18 protein-coding genes are annotated in these 17,467 nt (G+C 75.9%); 8 read left to right on the plus strand and 10 right to left on the minus strand.

Going from position 1 to position 17,467, the window contains the following annotated elements:
* Positions 1-10 precede the first annotated feature (10 nt).
* Together FB586_RS14260 and FB586_RS14265 are read left to right on the plus strand one after the other, a co-directional pair.
* Positions 11-535 carry a bifunctional nuclease family protein gene (locus FB586_RS14260; protein WP_246036775.1) on the plus strand — a complete coding sequence of 175 codons (525 nt, stop codon included), beginning with the start codon at positions 11-13 and terminating at the stop codon, positions 533-535.
* A 156-nt stretch (positions 536-691) separates the two neighbouring features.
* A complete protein-coding gene (locus FB586_RS14265) occupies positions 692-1,276 on the plus strand; it encodes a MerR family transcriptional regulator (protein ID WP_136519988.1) in 585 nt (194 codons plus the stop codon).
* Between the two features lie 70 nt (positions 1,277-1,346).
* On the opposite strand, the gene FB586_RS14270 is transcribed toward FB586_RS14265, so the two are convergent.
* A complete protein-coding gene (locus FB586_RS14270) occupies positions 1,347-2,114 on the minus strand; it encodes a ParA family protein (RefSeq protein ID WP_136519989.1) in 768 nt (255 codons plus the stop codon).
* Positions 2,115-2,384: 270 nt separating this feature from the next.
* Between FB586_RS14270 and FB586_RS14275 the strand changes: the two genes are divergently transcribed.
* The 4 genes from FB586_RS14275 (at position 2,385) to FB586_RS14290 (ending at position 4,961) form a co-directional block, all read left to right on the plus strand.
* Positions 2,385-2,591 carry a hypothetical protein gene (locus tag FB586_RS14275; RefSeq protein ID WP_136519990.1) on the plus strand — a complete coding sequence of 69 codons (207 nt, stop codon included), beginning with the start codon at positions 2,385-2,387 and terminating at the stop codon, positions 2,589-2,591.
* A gap of 35 nt (positions 2,592-2,626) precedes the next feature.
* Positions 2,627-3,136, plus strand: coding sequence for a GNAT family N-acetyltransferase (locus FB586_RS14280; RefSeq protein WP_136519991.1), 510 nt, complete (start codon positions 2,627-2,629; stop codon positions 3,134-3,136).
* 294 nt (positions 3,137-3,430) lie between these two features.
* The gene (locus FB586_RS14285; RefSeq protein ID WP_136519992.1) at positions 3,431-4,207 is read left to right on the plus strand and encodes an SDR family oxidoreductase; all 777 of its coding nucleotides are present in this window, start codon (positions 3,431-3,433) and stop codon (positions 4,205-4,207) included.
* A gap of 130 nt (positions 4,208-4,337) precedes the next feature.
* Positions 4,338-4,961, plus strand: a complete 624-nt coding sequence (locus FB586_RS14290; protein ID WP_136519993.1) for a hypothetical protein — start codon at positions 4,338-4,340, stop codon at positions 4,959-4,961.
* A 21-nt stretch (positions 4,962-4,982) separates the two neighbouring features.
* On the opposite strand, the gene FB586_RS14295 is transcribed toward FB586_RS14290, so the two are convergent.
* Complete coding sequence (locus FB586_RS14295; protein ID WP_136519994.1) at positions 4,983-5,858, minus strand: NAD(P)H-binding protein; 876 nt, start codon at positions 5,856-5,858, stop codon at positions 4,983-4,985.
* A 169-nt stretch (positions 5,859-6,027) separates the two neighbouring features.
* On the opposite strand from FB586_RS14295, the gene FB586_RS14300 reads away from it, so the two are divergent.
* The gene (locus FB586_RS14300; protein WP_136519995.1) at positions 6,028-6,636 is read left to right on the plus strand and encodes a hypothetical protein; all 609 of its coding nucleotides are present in this window, start codon (positions 6,028-6,030) and stop codon (positions 6,634-6,636) included.
* 49 nt (positions 6,637-6,685) lie between these two features.
* Here FB586_RS14300 and FB586_RS14305 read toward each other — a convergent pair whose 3' ends face one another.
* The gene (locus FB586_RS14305) at positions 6,686-7,636 is read right to left on the minus strand and encodes an aldo/keto reductase (RefSeq protein ID WP_136520252.1); all 951 of its coding nucleotides are present in this window, start codon (positions 7,634-7,636) and stop codon (positions 6,686-6,688) included.
* 270 nt (positions 7,637-7,906) lie between these two features.
* Between FB586_RS14305 and FB586_RS14310 the strand changes: the two genes are divergently transcribed.
* Complete coding sequence (locus tag FB586_RS14310; protein ID WP_136519996.1) at positions 7,907-8,251, plus strand: RNA polymerase-binding protein RbpA; 345 nt, start codon at positions 7,907-7,909, stop codon at positions 8,249-8,251.
* A gap of 74 nt (positions 8,252-8,325) precedes the next feature.
* Here the strand turns inward: FB586_RS14310 and lnt are convergent, their stop codons facing one another.
* The 7 genes from lnt to FB586_RS14345 all read right to left on the minus strand — a co-directional run bounded on the left by lnt (position 8,326) and on the right by FB586_RS14345 (position 17,466).
* Positions 8,326-9,891, minus strand: a complete 1,566-nt coding sequence (lnt, locus tag FB586_RS14315) for an apolipoprotein N-acyltransferase (protein ID WP_246036776.1) — start codon at positions 9,889-9,891, stop codon at positions 8,326-8,328.
* A gap of 489 nt (positions 9,892-10,380) precedes the next feature.
* Positions 10,381-12,012, minus strand: coding sequence for an amidohydrolase (locus FB586_RS14320; RefSeq protein ID WP_136519997.1), 1,632 nt, complete (start codon positions 12,010-12,012; stop codon positions 10,381-10,383).
* Between the two features lie 29 nt (positions 12,013-12,041).
* Positions 12,042-14,891: a DEAD/DEAH box helicase gene (locus tag FB586_RS14325; RefSeq protein WP_136519998.1), complete on the minus strand. Its 2,850-nt coding sequence runs from the start codon at positions 14,889-14,891 to the stop codon at positions 12,042-12,044.
* 15 nt (positions 14,892-14,906) lie between these two features.
* Entirely contained in the window at positions 14,907-15,833 is a 927-nt protein-coding gene (locus tag FB586_RS14330; protein ID WP_136519999.1) for a diacylglycerol/lipid kinase family protein, read from the minus strand.
* The gene (tatC, locus tag FB586_RS14335; protein WP_136520254.1) at positions 15,830-16,660 is read right to left on the minus strand and encodes a twin-arginine translocase subunit TatC; all 831 of its coding nucleotides are present in this window, start codon (positions 16,658-16,660) and stop codon (positions 15,830-15,832) included. Before tatC ends, FB586_RS14330 begins: the two co-directional genes overlap by 4 nt.
* A 49-nt stretch (positions 16,661-16,709) precedes the next feature.
* On the minus strand, positions 16,710-16,988 hold the full coding sequence (gene tatA / locus FB586_RS14340) for a Sec-independent protein translocase subunit TatA (protein ID WP_136520000.1): 279 nt from the start codon (positions 16,986-16,988) through the stop codon (positions 16,710-16,712).
* A 145-nt stretch (positions 16,989-17,133) separates the two neighbouring features.
* Positions 17,134-17,466, minus strand: coding sequence for a hypothetical protein (locus tag FB586_RS14345; protein WP_136520001.1), 333 nt, complete (start codon positions 17,464-17,466; stop codon positions 17,134-17,136).
* Position 17,467 lies beyond the last annotated feature (1 nt).

Raw genomic sequence — 17,467 nt, forward strand, 5'->3', positions numbered from 1 at the left:
GCGTGGTCACGTGGCGGACGATCCCGAGCTGGTACCGGTGGAGGTCGTCGGTGTGCGCACGCACCTGGCCGACGACGAGATCGTCGTGCTCCTGCTCGACCCCGACTCGGCGCTCCTCGTGCCGATCCTGATCGGGCCGGCCGAGGCGTCGGCGATCGCGGCGGCGCAGGCGGGCATCGTGCCGCCGCGTCCGATGACGCACGACCTGCTGCGCGACGCGCTCCTCGCCGCGGGTGCACCCGTGACCCGCGTCGAGATCACCCGGCTCGAGGACGGCGTGTTCCACGCCGCGCTGGTGCTGCGTGGCGGGCAGCGCGTGGACTCGCGCGCGTCGGACGCGATCGCGGTCGCCCTGCGTTTCGGGTGCCCGGTGCTGTGCTCGGCGGAGGTCGTCGCGCTGGCCGGCGTCGAGGTGCGGCCCGCCGGCAGCGAGGAGGACCTCGCGCAGTTCCGCGAGTTCCTGGACCAGGTCTCCGCCGAGGACTTCGAGACCGGGCGCGAGCCGGGGCAGGAGCCGGGCGGGCGGGACGCGTGAGGTACGGCGCGGGACAACCTTCGACCTCAGGGTGAACCTGAGACACGCACCGCGCGACACGCCGTCCGTGCTCGTTGCGGACGTGTCGGTGCAGGCCTAGCGTTGCAGCAGATCAGGAACAGCGCGCCCGCCTCGCGGACGCCGAGGGAGGCACCCGTGGTGAGCAACGAGACCGCCGAGAACGCCGGCGCCGTCCCCCAGCGTGCGCAAGGCCTCCTGTTCGACGACGACCTGCCCGATCTCGACGTCGCCACCGGCTACCGCGGCCCGACCGCCTGCCGCGCCGCCGGGATCACGTACCGGCAGCTCGACTACTGGGCCCGGACGGGCCTGGTGGAGCCGTCGATCCGCCCCGCGACCGGGTCGGGCACGCAGCGTCTGTACAGCTTCCGGGACATCCTGGTCCTCAAGGTCGTCAAGCGGCTCCTGGACACGGGCGTGTCGCTCCAGCAGATCCGCACCGCGGTCTCCCACCTGCGCGAGCGCGGCGTGGACGACCTCGCGCAGATCACCCTCATGTCGGACGGCGCGAGCGTCTACGAGTGCACGTCGGCGGACGAGGTCATCGACCTCGTCCAGGGCGGGCAGGGCGTGTTCGGCATCGCCGTCGGACGGGTCTGGCGCGAGGTCGAGGGCAGCCTCGCGGAGCTGCCGACCGAGCGCGTGGAGGAGGACGGCGAGACGCCGTCCGCACCCCAGGACGAGCTCGCGCTGCGCCGTCAGGCACGGTCCGCCGGCTGAGAGCACCGACCGCTCGAGCGACCGGCCACCGACGCCCCGCCCAGGACGACCCGGGCGGGGCGTCGTCGCGTCAGCGGCGCGGTGCGCGCAGCGCGCGCTCCAGGAGCTGGTCGAACACGTCGGCGAGCTCCGCGGCGGCCGCGCCCGGCCACGCGTGCACCGGCTGCGCGGCCCCCTGCGCCTGCTGGAGGGCGGCGCGCTCGGGGATGCTGGGGGAGAGGACCAGGGGGCCGTAGAGCGTCTGGAGCTCCTGCAGCCGGTACGCCTGCTCGACGGACCGCGCCCGCACGCGGTTCACCGCGATGCCGAGGGGCTGCAGGGCCGGCGCGGCGCTGCGGCGCAGCTCGTCGATCGTGCGCATGGCGCGCCCGACCGCCATGACGGCGAACAGGCCGGGCTCGGTGACGACCACGGCGCGGTCGCACGCGGTCAGCCCGGTGCGCGTGAGCCCGCCGAGCGACGGCGGGCAGTCGATCAGGACGAGGTCGTAGCCGTCCAGCCACGACAGCGCGTAGCGCAGGCGGTCGAGGTCGTCGTCGTCCACCCGGTCGTGCAGCACGGAGCGCTCGGAGCCCACGAGCACGTCGAGGCCCTGCCCGGACCAGCTCGACGGCGCGGTCGCGGCGGCGAGCGTCTCGCCGGACGGGGCGTCGAGCACCGACGCGACGTCGCCCGGGGCGGCGCCGGCGGCCCCGAGCGCCATCGTCGAGTCACCCTGCGGGTCGAGGTCGACCACGAGCGTCCGCAGACCCCGTTCGAGGGCGGCGGACGCCAGACCCAGCGTCACCGAGGTCTTGCCGACACCACCCTTGAGGCTGCACACACCGAGGACCAGCACGGGCGCCACGGTAGCCGGGCACCGCACCGCGCACGAAACGCCGTGCGGGCGCGTCGTCCATCGCGTCTCGTCGTGCGGCGCCGCGCGAGGGGGCCTCAGCACCCGTTACGGCGCGTCCAGCACCTGCCGGACGCCGGCAGCGGCGGGGGAGCGGCCCCCGGGGTCGCGTCGCCGGCGCAGGGTCGGGGCGCGGGTCGGTCCGGTGTGCTGCTGCGGTCGCCGCGGACCGTCGTCCTGGCTAGCGTCGTCCCAGGACGGAAGGAGCGCACCGTGACCGAGAACCCGGACGTGCCGACGCTCGAGCAGGACGAGACGGTCCCGCCGCGGCCCGAGGAGGAGGCGGCGGACCTGGCGCGCAGCCGCCCGGACCCTGCCGGCCACGGGGACGAGCGCAGGGCAGCCGCCGACCTGGAGGCCGTGGACGGCCTGGGGGAGTCGCGGCCCGAGGACGGACCGACGGCGCGCGAGGTCGGCTGACCGTCGCCGGCCCACGGGTAGGGCATCCTTGCGGGATGCAGATCCGAGCCGTGGTCGAGGACGACTGGGCGCTGGTGCGCGAGGTCCGGCTCCGGGCCCTGCGCGAGTCGCCGGAGGTGTTCGGGTCGTCCCTCGCGCGCGAGGAGAGATTCGTCGAGTCGCACTGGCGCATGCGCCTGCGCACGAGCCCGACGTGGGTGGCCGTCGACGACGACGGTGCGCCGCGAGGGCTCGTGTCGATGATCCGGGAGCCGGGCTCGCCGGAGGACGACCGCCACGTGCAGCAGATGTGGGTCGCGCCGGAGGTGCGCCGCCAGGGCGTGGCGTGGTCGCTGCTCGACGCCGTCGTGCGCGCCGCGGCGCACGACGGTGCGCGCACGGTCTCGCTGTGGGTCGTCGAGGACAACGCGTCGGCCGTCGACCTGTACGTGCGTGCCGGCTTCGTGCGCACCGGCGAGCGTCAGGCGCTGCCGCGCGACCCGGACCGCGTCGAGGAGCGCTACGAGCGGCGGGTCGACGTGGCGGGGCTCGCGGCCAGTCCCTGACGGGTCGCGAGGGAGGGCGGGTCTGCCAGCTGCGCAGGGCGCCTGTTCCGTCGGTCTGACATAATGCACATTATCGGCGTTACGCGGAGGGGCTGCAGACGGGGTTCTCAGCTGGGGCTCGACGTGCCGGACGCCGCCCATCACGGGCCTTTACGGGGCTCGAGATGACGTGTGAGGCTCGCTCGTGGTGCACGTGACGTTGCACCCGCGACCTGCTCGTCGTGCATGCGGCCTCCCGAGTCGCGACGCGCCAATGACGTCGCCGGCACGGCGCGTGCCGACGACACTGGACGGATGACACAGGATTACGACGACGCCGGTCGCCGCCCGGTCGCCCTGATCACCGGGGTGGGCCGCACCAGGGGCATCGGCGCCGGTGTCGCCCGCGGGCTGGCGGCGAGCGGCTGGGACATCGCCTTCACGTACTACTCCGCCTACGACACCCGCATGCCGTGGGGCGGTGAACCGGGGGCCACCGACGCGATCGCCGACGAGCTGCGCGCCGCCGGGGCGGAGGCGGTGGCGATCGAGGCCGACCTCGCGGACCCGCTGGCTGCGGACCAGGTGCTCGACGGTGCCGTGCAGGCCCTGGGTGGGGTGCAGGCGCTGGTGATGTGTCACTGCGAGTCGGTCGCCAGCGGGATCCTTAACACCTCGGTCGAGAGCTTCGACCGCCACTTCGCGGTCAACGCCCGAGCCACGTGGTTGCTCATCCGTGCGTTCGCGGAGCGCGCCGAGGGCGAGGACGCACGACGGCGGGTCATCGCGCTGACGTCCGACCACACGGTCGGCAACCTGCCGTACGGCGCGAGCAAGGCCGCGTTGGACCGCATCACGCTGGCCGCCGCATCCGAGCTCGCGCATCTCGGGGTCCGCGCCAACGTCATCAACCCCGGCCCGATCGACACCGGCTGGATGACCGAGGCCGCACGCGCTGCCGGCACGCGGCAGACTCCCCTGGGCCGTCTCGGCACGCCGAGTGACACCGCCGACCTCGTGACCTTCCTCTGCTCGGCCCAGGGCGGCTGGATCACCGGACAGCTGCTCCACAGCAGCGGCGGCTTCGCCTGAGGTCGCCGCGGCAGGTCCCGTCCCCGGGGCGGCACCGGTCGCTCTCCGGGGTGGGTCGTGCCGGCGGACGGTGCGCGTCCGAGGCCTGCGGGTCGGGTCCGGACGTGACCGGCGCTGGCATGATGCGCGCGTGGTCGAGCTGACTCTGACGCCCGAGGCCCGTCGCCGCGTGATCCGCACGAACGTGCCGCCGGCCGTCGTCCCGGGGCTGCTGCTGGGCCTCGGCCTCGGCGGCTTCCTGCTGCTCGCCGGCCGCACGGCACAGGGGCTCGTCCACGTGCTCCTGGGCGTCGTCCTGACGGTGCTGGCCGTGGTGCTGTCCATCGTGAGGGCGCGCCGGTCCCGGATCGTCTTCGGTGACGGCACGTACACGGTCTGGTCGTTCCGCGGCGACCGGCGGTTCACCGCGTCCGACGTGGCGGCCGTCGCGATGGTGACGGACATGCCGATGGGCGCCGTGACCGGCCACCACCTGGTGCTCGCGGGGCGCAGCGGGCCGCTCGTGCACCTCGTCGGCGCGATGTGGGACCAGGCGCAGCTCACCTCGCTGGCGCACGACCTCGCCTCGCGCGGTGTGCCGGTGACCCCGTTCCCGCACCGGATCACGCCCGCGCAGCTGCGTGCGGTCGATCCCCGCTTCGTCGCCGCCTGGCGCGCCCGTCCCGGCGTGACGGCGCTGGTCGCGGTCCTCGCGCTGCTGCTCCTCGTCGCGCTCGTCGTCGTGGTCGCGGTCCCGCTGCTCGTACCCGCCTGACCGCAGGCGTCACGGCACCGCTCACCCTGCGGCGAGCAGCGGCACGAGCTCCTGGGACGCCCACGCCCGGAACGTCGTGGGCGTGGTGCTGACGTCGTCGCGCGGGTCCTCCGGGACGAACGCCGTGCGGAAGCCCTGTGCCATGCCGACGATCGCGTCCACGCGGGGCTCGGGCACGCCGAACGACCGCAGCTGCGCCGCGACGACCTCGTCGGGGACCTGCTCGGCGCGCACCTCGCGTCCGATGAGCTCGGACAGCGTGCGGGCGACGTCGCCCGCCGACAGATCCTCGGGGCCCAGCACGCCCTGCGTGGTGCGTCCCGACCACGCGGTCGACAGCAGGCGAAGAGCCGCGACGTCGGCCACGTCGTCCGGGGCGACCCACGGGATGCGCTGCTCCACCGGCAGCTGGGTGGCGACGACGCCGGACCGCAGGGCCTCGAGGTCCATGAGCACGTTGCTGAAGAAGTAGCCGCAGCGCAGGTGCGTCACGCTCGCCCCGGTGCCGTCCAGGTGCTCCTCGACGCGGCCGAGCCCGTCGATCTCCCCGAAGCCGCCGCGCGCCTCGGCCCCGACGCTGCTCTGCAGGACGACCCTCGGCACCCGGTTCGTCCGCACGGCGGTCGCCGCGACGGCGCCGAACGCGTCGTAGGCGGCGAGCGGGTCGTCCCCCGTCGACGGCACCACCCAGTGCAGGGCGTCCGCGCCGGCCGTCGCCGCCACGACGGCGTCGGCGTCGGCGAGGTCGGCGACGACGACCTCGCTCCGGGCGCGCACCTCGGAGGTGAGCCGGTCGGGGTCGCGGACCAGCAGGACGGGCCGCTCCCCCGCACGGTGCAGACGGCTGACGACGCGTGCTCCGACCTGGCCGGTGGGCGTGCTGACGACGATGCGCACGGCGTGCTCCTCGGGTTGCTCGCTGGGACGGGACGGCTCCGGTGTACCGGCACCCTCCGACATCCCGCGTCGCCGAGCCGACCCCAGCCCGCTGTTCGCACCCCCTCGTCCCCGTCCGCACGGTGCACCCCCGACGGGCACCGGCGAGCACACGTGACGCTCCCCCGCCATGACCGATCCCCACGGCGCCGACGCGCCCGACCCCGTCCCCGACACCGTCCCCGACACCGCCACCGACGAGCCGCAGCCGGCCGGCAGCGCACCCGACACCGACCGTCCCCCGTCCCGCGCCCCGGCAGCGCCGGCGCACCCGCGGGGCGGACCGGGAGCCGGCCCCCTCCCCTGGGCCGCGTCCGGACCGGACGACGACCTGGCCGACGCCGCCACGCCGGGCGTCGCCGTGCCGGACGCCGCCGCGGCGCTCGACCTGATGCTCCGGCTCGTCGGACCCGAGCGCGCCGGGCCGCCGGCGCTCTGGTTCGCGCTCCTGGACGCGGAGCGCCGCCTGCTCCCCGTCGTGCTGCCGCTGTCGGAGGTACCGCTGCGGCCCGACCCGGCGGCGGCGCGCCAGGTCGTGCACGTGCTGGCCTCGGTGCTCGAACGGGAGGCGCCCGGGGGCAGCGCGGTCGTCGCGGTGGTGCGTGCCGCCGGCGGGGACCAGGGCTCCTTCGAGCGGGCGTGGGCGCACGCGCTCGTGCTCGCGGCGACCGACCGCGACCTGACGGTCAGCGCCGTCGTGGCCATCGGCGAGCACCGCGCGCGCGTGCTCGCCGTCTGACGCCCGGGCGCGGGTCGGCCAGGGGCCGGCCCGTGCCCGGTGGACCGCGTCAGGCCGCGGGGCTGGGTGAGGCGTCGTCGATGGCGGCGAGCTGCTCGAGCGTCGGCTCCCACAGCGTGGCGGCGACGTTGGCGCGGACCTGGTCGGCGGTGCGGGCGCCGGCGATCACCGAGCCCACGGCGGGCTGCGCCGCGAGCCCGCCGAGCGCGACCGTCGGCAGGTCGACGCCCCAGGTCTCGGCGAGCGCGGCGAGCGCCTCGATGCGGTCGAAGTCGGCCCCCTGGAGGCGCTGCGGCATGCGCTCGAGGCGCGAGCCGGCGGGTGCGCCCTCGCCGCGCCGGTACTTGCCCGTGAGCAGCCCGGACGCGAGCGGCACGTACGGCAGGATGCCGACGCCCACGTGCTCGGCCGCCGGGACCAGCTCGGCCTCCGCCCCGCGGTCCAGGAGGTTGTACCGGTTCTGCGCCGACACGAACGGGGTCGTCCCCGCGGTGCGGGCCGCCCAGTCGGCGTCGACGACCTGCCAGGGCGCGAAGTTGGAGGACCCGATGTACCGCACCTTGCCCTCGTCGACGAGCTCCTGCAGCGCGGCGAGCGTCTCCTCGACGGGCGTCTCCGGCTCGGGCCGGTGCAGCTGGTACAGGTCGACGTGGTCGGTGCCGAGCCGGCGCAGCGAGCCCTCGATGGCGCGGCGGACGTACCGCCGCGACGCACGCGAGCCCCAGTCGGCGCCGTTGAGCCCCTGCACGTCCATGCCGAACTTCGTCGCGACGACCACGTCGTCCCGGCGGCCCCGCAGGGCCGCACCCAGCAGCTCCTCGCTCTGGCCCGGCGTGCCGCCGTAGACGTCGGCCGTGTCGAAGAACGTGACGCCCGCGTCAAGCGCGGCGTGCACCACGGACGCGACGCCGTCCGGCTCGAGCGTGGCGCCGAACGTGTTGCAGCCGAGGCCGGCGGTGGAGACGGTCAGGCCGGAGTCGCCGAGGCGGCGGTAGGTCATGGTCACCTCGGCAGCCTAGGCGCGTCCCGCGGACCCGGTCGCGCCAGGCGCGTCGTGCGACGCGGCCCGTCGCCGCTGCCCGGCAGCACCCGGGCCCGCGCGGCGGCGGGGCCGGTGTCCCACGCGGTTCCGCGCGCGCTCGCCGCGTGCCTGGGTCAGAGTGGTTTCACCAGACCTTCACGGCGGGCAGGAACATCGCCGTCCACGCCCCCGTTGAGACACCAGGAAGCATCAGGCACGACGGCCGCACAACGGCACGGAGGTCCCCACATGGCCAACAGGTCCCTGCGCGGGATGCGCATCGGGTCCCACAGCATGGAGACGGAGCAGGGTGTCGACTTCGCCCCGCGTCTCCAGGCGTACTACGACTGCCCCAACGGGCACACCATCATCCTGCCGTTCTCGGTCGAGGCGGACGTACCGGTCGTCTGGGAGTGCCGCTGCGGCGCCGAGGCCCTGCTGCGGGACGCGACCAAGCCCGAGGCGAAGGCCGGCAAGCCGCCGCGCACGCACTGGGACATGCTGCTCGAGCGCCGCACGGTGAACGAGCTCCAGGAGCTGCTCGACGAGCGGCTCGACCTGCTCCGGGCGGGCAAGCTGCGCCGCAGCGCCTGACCCCGCGATCCCCGACGCCCCCGGTGACAACGACCCGGGGGCGTCGTGCTGTCCGGGCTCGGGCGGGCGTGGCGTCAGGCGGCGTCGGGACGGTCCTCGCGGCGCAGCCGGTGGGCGCCGGCGATGCCCGCCGCGACCACGCACAGCGCGAGTGCGTCGAACGCCCACGCGGGCCACTCCCCCAGCCGCGCCGCGGGAGTGAGCGACGTGCGCAGCGGCAGCGTCGCGACCATCTGCGCCGCGGTGAACAGGTCGGTGCTCTGCGTCACGGCGCCGTTCGGCGCGATGACGGCGCTCACACCGACCGTCGAGATCTGCACCGTGGCCCGCCCGTGCTCGATCGCGCGCAGCCGCGACATCGCGAGCTGCTGGGTCGACTCGTCGGTCCAGCCGAACGACGCGTTGTTCGTCTGCACGACGAGGACCTCACCGCCCTCGCGGACCGCCTCGCGCACGAGGCCGTCGTACGCCACCTCGAAGCAGATGACGTCGCCGAGCACGACGGTGCGACCGAGCCGGGGCGACTCGAGCGGGACGACACCCGGCTCCGTGCCCGGCAGCATGTCGCGCGTCACCAGGTCGACCGCCGACGAGAAGTGGCGGACGAACGAGCGCATCGGGATGTACTCCGCGAAGGGCGCGGGCCGCTGCTTGGAGTAGGTCGCGACGACGCCCGTGCCGGCCTGCCAGAGGACCGCGGTGTTCCACCGCCCGCCCGACTCCGGGTACTCGACGGTGCCGACCAGCAACGGCGCCCCCACGTCGCGGGCGGCGCCGTCGATGAGGCCCGCCGCCTCGGCGTCGACCTGGGGGTCGATGTCCGAGCCGTTCTCCGGCCACAGGACGACGTCGAGCTCGCCGGGGGCCACGCGGTCGAGCAGCGCGCGCGTCCCGGCGACGTGGTTGTCCAGCACCTGCCGCCGCTGCCCGAAGGCGTCGAGACGGCCCGGCTCGGGCACGTTCCCCTGCACCGCGCCGACCCGCAGGGTGCCGTCCTCCGCGCCCGTGTCGAGCGGGACCGCGAGGGCCCCCACGACGACCGCGGCGATCGCGGCGAGCGCGCCCAGGGTCCGCCCGAGCGCCACCCGCCGCGCGGCCAGCAGCGCCCGCGCGAGCAGCACGCCGACGGCCGCGACCGCGGCGCTCAGCAGCGGGGTGCCGCCCAGCCACGTGAACGCGGCCAGCGGCGAGTCGGCCTGGGAGAACGCGAGGCGGCCCCACGGGAAGCCGCCGAACGGCCACGCCGAGCGCAGCTCCTCGACCCCGACCCACAGGACCACGAACGCCGCGAGCTGCCACGCGCCGCTGCGCCACACCGCGTGGCCGCGCCGCGCCCATGCCCAGGCCGCGCCGAACAGCGCGACGAAGCCGGCCTCGAGCACGGTCAGCGCGGCCCACGGGACGACCCCGACGGCCTCGTGCGCCCAGGTGATCATCGGGCCGAAGCAGGCCAGGCCCCAGACGAGCCCGACGAGGGCGTTCCACCGGGCGCTGTCGCGCCGCAGCGCCAGGTACAGGAGCGCGACGCCGACGTAGGCAGCACCCCACCAGCCGGGGTCGGGGAACGCCGTGCGCGTCAGCAGCCCGCCCGCCGCCGCGAGGAGCAGCGTCACCCATCGGGCGGGAGGTGGCAAGGGCACCGCGTCAGGGTACGTCAGCGACCTGACGGCCCCGTCGGGCCGCGGGCCGTGAGGCGCGTCACGGACGCACCGGGCCGCGGTGTCCCTCGTGGGCCGACCCGGCCCGGTGCCCCCGACCGACCGGCCCGCGCGCCCTTCGTACCGGCGAGGACTGCGTCCTGCCGTTGTCTGTTGAGCGCGCGGGCCCGGCCGGAGCTCGTGCCGAGCGGCACCCGACGAGAAGTCGGTGGCCCCCCTGTGGTGCCGACGTCGGCAAGCCACCAGTGAACCTACCCCCGCCCGCGCCCGAGGTGTCAAGACGGGCGTCCCAGCAGGTCAGCGGCCTCACCGCTGGTCAGGCGGGTCCGATTCGTCGGGTACGCGTCGGGCGGCCCGGCGTGTCGCCGCGCGTGTCGTGCATCGTGTTGCGGGCGCGTGACGGAGACCTCTCACCGGGCCCTCGGGTGAAACGACGATTTCACCCGATCGGCCCAGGCGGCGTCCTGGTCGTCAGTCCAGCTCGTCGTGGAGCACGACCCCCGCGCGGACCGTCCGCACGCACCGCGGGGCGGGCGCGCCCGGCGACAGGTCGGGCAGCAGCGGGGACCCGGCCCGTGCGTCCGCGCTCCACGTCGACGTGCGGGACGCCTGCACCACGAGGTGCTCCGCGCGCCACACCGCCAGGTGCGCGGGTGCCCCCACGCGCACCTCGCCGGCACCCGTGTGGTCCAGGTGCGCGAGCCGCCAGCCCCCGCGGGTCGCGGCACGGAACGCGGCGCGCACCGACACGCGCTGGTCCGGCTCGTGGTGGTGCGCCGCGGCACGCACGCCGCCCCACGGGTCGAGGGGGGTCACGGGCGCGTCGGAGCCGAGCGCGAGCGGGATCCCGGCCGCCGCGAGGTCGGCGAACGGGTTGAGGGACGCGGCGCGGCCCGAGCCGAGGCGCGCGGCGTACATGCCGTCCGCGCCACCCCATGCGGCGTCGAACGCGGGCTGCACGGACAGGCGGAGCCCGAGCAGCACCATCTGGGCGAGCGAGGGGGCGTCCACCATCTCGGCGTGCTCCAGCCGGTGCCCGGCGCCGGCGACGGCCGCGGTGCCCTCCACGTCGGCCGCGGCGCGCAGACCGAGCAGCACCTCGTCGAGCCCGCGGTCGCCGATGACGTGGAACGCCGCGTGCGAACCGGCGCGCGTGACCGCGGTGACGTGGTTCGCGATCTCCTCGGCGGTCAGGTACAGGTGGCCGCGGGTGTCGCGGGCGTCGGCGTACGGCTGACGCAGGGCGGCCGTGCGCGAGCCGATCGAGCCGTCGACGTTGAGGTCCCCGCCGATGCCCGTCAGGCCCGGCAGGTCGGCGAGGAGCTCGCGCGCGTCGTCCACGGTGACGCATCGCTCCCCCCGGTACCCGACGACCAGGGGAAGGGCCGAGGCGGGGTCGGCGGTGAGGGCGAGGAGCTCGCGCAGACCCTCGCGCGTGTCGATCGAGGGGGCGGACTGCTCGTGGACGGCGACGATCCCGGCCGCGGCTGCCGCGGTGAGCGCCTCCCGGTACAGCGTGGTGCGCTCGGCCCCGTCGACGTGGCGGGCGAGCGTGCGGGCCGCGTGGTGCGCGTCCCGCTCGACGCGTCCGTCCTCGCTCCAGCCCGGCAGGCCGCGCAGCCCGGCGGCCTCCGCGAGCGGGGTCGACACGACGGCCGAGTGGACGTCGACCCGGGCGAGGTACACCGGCAGGCCCGGCGCCACGGCGTCCACCTCGGCCCGCGTCGGCGGCCGCCCCTCCGGCCACTCCCGCTCGTCCCAGCCCGCACCCAGGAGGGGACGACGGTCGCCGGTCACGCGTGCCGCGGCGGCGCGGGACAGCGCGGTCAGCGCGTCGGCGAGGCTGTGCACACCGCCGCGCGGCGACAGGTCCACGCCGCGCGCCGCGAACGCCGTCTCGAGCACGTGGACGTGGGCGTCGACGAAGCCGGGGGCCACCAGCGCGCCGTCGAGGTCCACGACCTCGTCGACGCTGGCGACCAGTCCGTCCGCGGTGTCGTCCGAGCCCAGCCAGGCGACGGTGCCGTCCTCGACGAGGAGCGCCTCGGCGAAGGGGTCCGACGGGGAGTGGACGACGCCGTGCCGGTAGAGGGTCGAGGTCACATCCGCACACCCTAGGCCCGCCGCCGGCCTCAGACCGCCGAGTAGGCCACCACCCCGCGCCGCAGCGCCGTCACCGCGCGGTCGGCCGTCGTGCGCAGTCGTGCCGTGGGGGCCGCGCCGGCGATCTGGTCGAGGACGTCCACGACCTGCTTGACCCACCGCACGAAGTCGCCCGCGGCGAGGTCGCCGCCGCGCAGGACGGCGTCCAGGCTGCGGCCCGCGGCCCAGCGGTGGATGGGCTCGACGAGGCCCGTGTCGAGCGGCTGGATCGTCTCGAGGCGGTGCGCGTGCTCCAGGTCCTCGAGCTCCGACCACGCCCGCACCGCGGCGTCGAGCGCACGTCCCAGGCGGCTCTCCGGTCCCCCGGGCACGCGCGGCTCGACCTCCTCGTCCCGGCGCGAGCGGTAGACGAGGGCCGACACGGCGGCCGCGAGCTGCGGCGGGTCCAGCTCGTCCCACACGCCGCGGCGCAGGCACTCGGCCAGCAGTAGGTCGTTCTCCGCGTACAGGCGGCGCAGCCAGCGTCCGGCGTCGGTCACCGTCAGCGCGGTGCCGGAGCCGCCGGCGGGCTCGGTGCGCTCGAGGTAGCCGAGCGTGACCAGGACGTCGCAGATGCGGTCGAAGACGGCCGCGATGGAGCCGGTGCGCCCGGCGATGCGGGCCACGAGCGCGTCGTGCTCGGACTTCAGCCGATGCCAGCGCTCGGCCCAGCGTGCGTGCTCCTCGCGGTCCGGGCAGCGGTGGCACGGGTGGGCGCGCAGACGGCGGCGCATGGCCTCCAGCTCGGCGTCGTCGGCTGCCGCCGTCCGGCGCGCGTCGCGGCGGCCCTGCCGGCCGGCGGGCGGCACGAGGTCGAGGTCGTCGAGGTAGCCGCGCAGGCGCGCCGCGAGGTCGCGCCGCGCCGCGGGGACGCGGACGTTGAACGACGACGGGACCCGCAGGGAGCCGACGGTGCGCGCACCCGGGCCGACGTCGGCGACGGTGAGCCGGCGCACCTGCCGGTCCGTCGTCAGCACCGTCGGCTTCGGGCCGTCGAAGCCCGGCTTGCCGCCCGGGTCGACCACGACGCCGTACGACGCCCGGCGGCCCACCGGGATCTCCAGCACGTCCCCGAGCCGCAGGCCCTCCAGGGAGCGGGCGACGTCGGCGCGGCGGGCCGAGGCCGCCTGCTTGGTCAGCTCGCGCTCCCGGTCGCCGATCGCACGCCGCAGGGCGGCGTACTCGGTGAAGTCCCCGAGGTCGCACGCCATCGCCTCGGCGTACCCGTCCAGCGCCTCCGCGTGCGACTGCGCCTGCCGGGCGAGCCCCACGACGCCGCGGTCCGCCTGGAACTGAGCGAACGACGTCTCGAGGACCTCGCGCGCCCGCTCCCGCCCGACCTGGGCCACGAGGTTGACGGCCATGTTGTACGTCGGCCGGAACGACGAGCGCAGCGGGTACAGCCGCCGCGACGCCAGCCCGGCGAGCTGCACCGGGTCGAGGCCCGTGTGGGCGACGACCACCGCGTGCCCCTCGGTGTCGATCCCGCGCCGACCGGCGCGCCCCGTGAGCTGCGTGTACTCCCCCGGCGTGATGTCGACGTGCTGCGACCCGTCCCACTTGACGAGCCGCTCGAGCACGACGGACCGGGCGGGCATGTTGATGCCGAGGGCGAGGGTCTCGGTGGCGAACACGACCTTGACGAGGCCACGGGAGAACAGGTCCTCGACGGTCTCCTTGAACAGAGGCAGCATGCCCGCGTGGTGCGAGGCGACGCCGCGCGCGAGGGCGTCCTCGAAGGCGTCGTACCCGAGCACGCCCAGGTCCTCCGGCGGGATCGCCGCGCAGCGCTCCTCGGCGACGCGGCGGATCTCGGCCTGCTCGGCCGGCGTCGTCAGCCGCACCCCGGCCGACAGGCACTGCTGCACGGCCGCCTCGCAACCGGCGCGGGAGAAGATGAAGACGATCGCCGGCAGCAGGCTCTCCTGGGCGAGCGTGTCCACCACCGCGAAGCGCGGCGCCTGCCGGATGCCGATGCCCGGACCCCCGCGCCCGCGCCCCCGGTAGCCCCGGTCCCCCGGGCCGCGCCGCTCGCGCCCGTCGCCGGACGCCCGCCGCAGCAGGTGCGTGAGGTCGGGGTTGATGGGCGGGTCGACGCCCGGGTCCGTGGGGTCGACGTGCCCGGCGTACAGGTCGAGGAGCTCGTCCCCGACGAGCACGTGCTGGCCGAGCGGCACCGGCCGGTGCTCGCTGACCACGACGCTCGTGTCGCCGCGCACGGTGGACAGCCAGTCGCCGAACTCCTCGGCGTTCGAGACCGTCGCGGAGAGGGACACCAGCTGCACGTCGTCGGGCAGGTGGATGATCACCTCCTCCCAGACCGGCCCGCGGAACCGGTCGGCGAGGTAGTGCACCTCGTCCATCACGACGTAGCCCAGGCCCGCCAGCGCCGGCGAGCCCGCGTACAGCATGTTCCGCAGCACCTCGGTGGTCATGACGACGACGTCCGCGTCGCCGTTGACGTTCGTGTCCCCCGTCAGCAGCCCGACCCGCTCCTGCCCGTGCACGCGCGCCAGGTCGGCGTACTTCTGGTTCGACAGGGCCTTGATGGGCGTCGTGTAGAAGGCCTTGCGCCCCGACGCGAGCGCGAGGTGCACCGCGAACTCCCCGACGACCGTCTTGCCCGCGCCCGTGGGCGCGGCGACGAGCACGCCGCTGCCCCGCTCGAGGGCGACGCACGCGTCGACCTGGAAGTCGTCGAGCGGGAAGTCGAGCCGCGAGCGGAACTCGCCGAGCGCGCTGCGGTCGGCGCTCGCGCGGCGACGGGCCGCGGCGTAGCGCTCGGCCGGCGAGAGCTCCGTCTCGTCGGTACGGGGGCGGGGGCGGGACGAGCGTGCCACCCGTCCACCCTAGGCTCAGGACGGCGCGGACCTCGCGCCGAGCAGCGACAACGCCCCGGGGACGACCTCGGCGACGAGCGGGAGCGGGCCGACGGGCTCCCCGTCCGCGAATGCCGCGGGCGGCGGCGGCCCCGCGTGCGCGAGGGGCTCGACGAGCACCCGCCGCGCCCGCAGGACCGTCACACGCGGGTCGCGCACGTGCCGGCCGCGGTAGACCCCGGGGAAGATCCGCACGACGTCGACGCGGCTGAGGGGACCGGCGAGCACGACGTCGAGCAGGCCGTCGGCCGGGTCGGCTCCGGGCGCGATGTGCAGCCCGCCGCCGAACCACGGCGTGCTCGCGACGGCGACGAGCGTGCCGCCGCCCTCCCACACGGTGCCGTCGCAGGTGACCCGGTAGCCGTACGGCCGGAACGTCCGGAGCTCGGGCAGGAGGGCGCGCACGTACCGCGCGCTCCCCCGCGGCCACCGCAGCCCGTTCGCCCGCGCGTTGACGGCGGCGTCCAGCCCGCACGACAGCACCCCGACGTACCACGCCCGCTCCGCCCCGTCGGGCGGGCCGACCCGCACGGCGTCGACGGCGACGGGCCCCGTGCTCAGGCCCCGGGTGATCGCGGCGACGGCGGCGGCGACGTCGCCGCGCGGCAGCCCGAGCGAGCGCGCGACGTCGTTGCCGGTGCCCGCCGGGACGACGCCGAGCGGCACGCCGGTGCCGACGACCGCGCCGGCCCCGAGGTGCACCGTCCCGTCACCGCCGACGACGACGAGCGCGTCGACCCCGTCGCGGACGGCGGCACGCGCCTGCTCCGCGGCCTGCGCCGCGGTGGGGGCGGACAGGTCCTGCACGTCGTGCCCGTCCGCGCGCAGCAGCGCGAGCGTGCGCCGGCCGGCGTCGCACCCGCCTCCGGCGGCGGGGTTGACCACCAGTCCGAGGACGCTCACCCCGCGTCGGTGGCGGGACCGCCCGTGCGGGGGGCACGGTCGGCACGCTCGCCCGGCCGCTCCCCGGGCATCGTGCCGTCGAGGCGCGGCAGACCCTCCGCCACGAGGCGGCGGTCGACCCGGCGGTCGTGCAGCAGGCACAGCCCGAGCGCGGCGACGTAGAGCAGGCACATGGGGAACGCGACGGCGAGCATCGTGACGACGTCGGGCGTGGGGGTGGCGACGGCCGCGAACACGAACGAGATCAGCACCGCCCACCGCCAGCCGTGCGCCCACGTCCGTGCCTGGACGAGACCGGTCATGTTGAGCGCGACCATCACCACCGGCAGCAGGAAGGCCGCACCGAACGCGAGCATGAGCCGCATGACGAAGCTGAGGTAGAGCTGGCCGTCGGTCACGTTCGCCGTGCCCTCGGGTGTGAAGTCGAGCAGGAGGCGCACCGCGTTCGGCAGCACGAGCCAGGCGAGCCCGGCGCCGGCGAGGAACAGCGGCACGGCCGCGGCGAGGAACCCGACGGCGTACAGGCGCTCCCGGCGGGTCAGGCCGGGCGTCACGAACGCCCACAGCTGGTAGAGCCACCACGGGCTGCTGATGAGGATGCCCAGGAAGAGCGAGACCTTCACCTGCATGTCGAAGGCCGTGGCGACGCCGGCGAAGTTCAGCGTGACGACCTCGTCGCGCTCCGCGGCGACCTGGCGCACCGGCTCCTGGAGCAGCGAGAAGACCGGCTCGTAGAGGAGCCACCCGGCGATGCCGCCGAGCACGAGGCCGAGGGCGATGAGGACCAGCCGTCGCCGGAGCTCCCGCAGGTGCTCGCGCAGCGGCATCCGGCCGCCGGGCTCACGGGACCGGCGGGGGGACCTGCTCACGCCGGCGTCAGGCGCGCGGCGGTGCGGCGGGGTCCGGCGGGGTGTCCGCGGCCCGCTGCGGTGCCGTGTCTGCCACCGGGTCCGGCCCGGGGACGGCGGGCCCGGTCACGCTGGGCTTCGGGGCGGCCGCGTCACGCCGGTCGTCGTCCGCGAGGTCCTTGACCTCGTTCTTGAAGATCTTCATCGACTGGCCGACGGACCGCGCGAGGCCCGGCAGGCGGTTGGCCCCGAACAGCAGGACGACCACCACCAGCACGATGAGGATGTGGCTCAACTGAGGACGCACGACGCACTCCTGCCATCGACGGCGTTGACGTGGGCCAGTCTACGCCGTGCGCATGGTGCGTCGAAGCGCTTCGCCCCAGCCGGTGCGGTGACGCCCGGGTGACGAGGGGACGACGGGCGCGCGACGGGACGGCGCGCGGGCACGATCAGGCCCACCAGCGCGCGACGGCGTCGCGCGCCGTCGCCCGGTGCCGGTCCCGGCGGGCGGCGCGACGCGCGCGCCGCCCGGCCCGCAGCTCCTGGACGCGGGCGCCCAGCACCTCGACGTCCTGCCCGAGCGCCGGCCGCACGGGCCCTCGGGCCGCGCGGGCCACCGCCTCGAGCTCCTCGATGCGCTCGCTCAGCGCGGCCACCGTCTCCCCGGCCCGCGAGAGCTCCGCGCCGAGCGCGACCGCGGAGCGCCACAGGCGGCGTCCCAGCAGGAACGCGCCGGCGAGCGTGGCGAGCACGAGCACCACCCAGACGACGGTCCAGAGCACT

Source organism: Cellulomonas telluris, from assembly GCF_004886325.1.
GTDB classification, from domain to species: Bacteria; Actinomycetota; Actinomycetes; order Actinomycetales; family Cellulomonadaceae; genus Cellulomonas; species Cellulomonas telluris.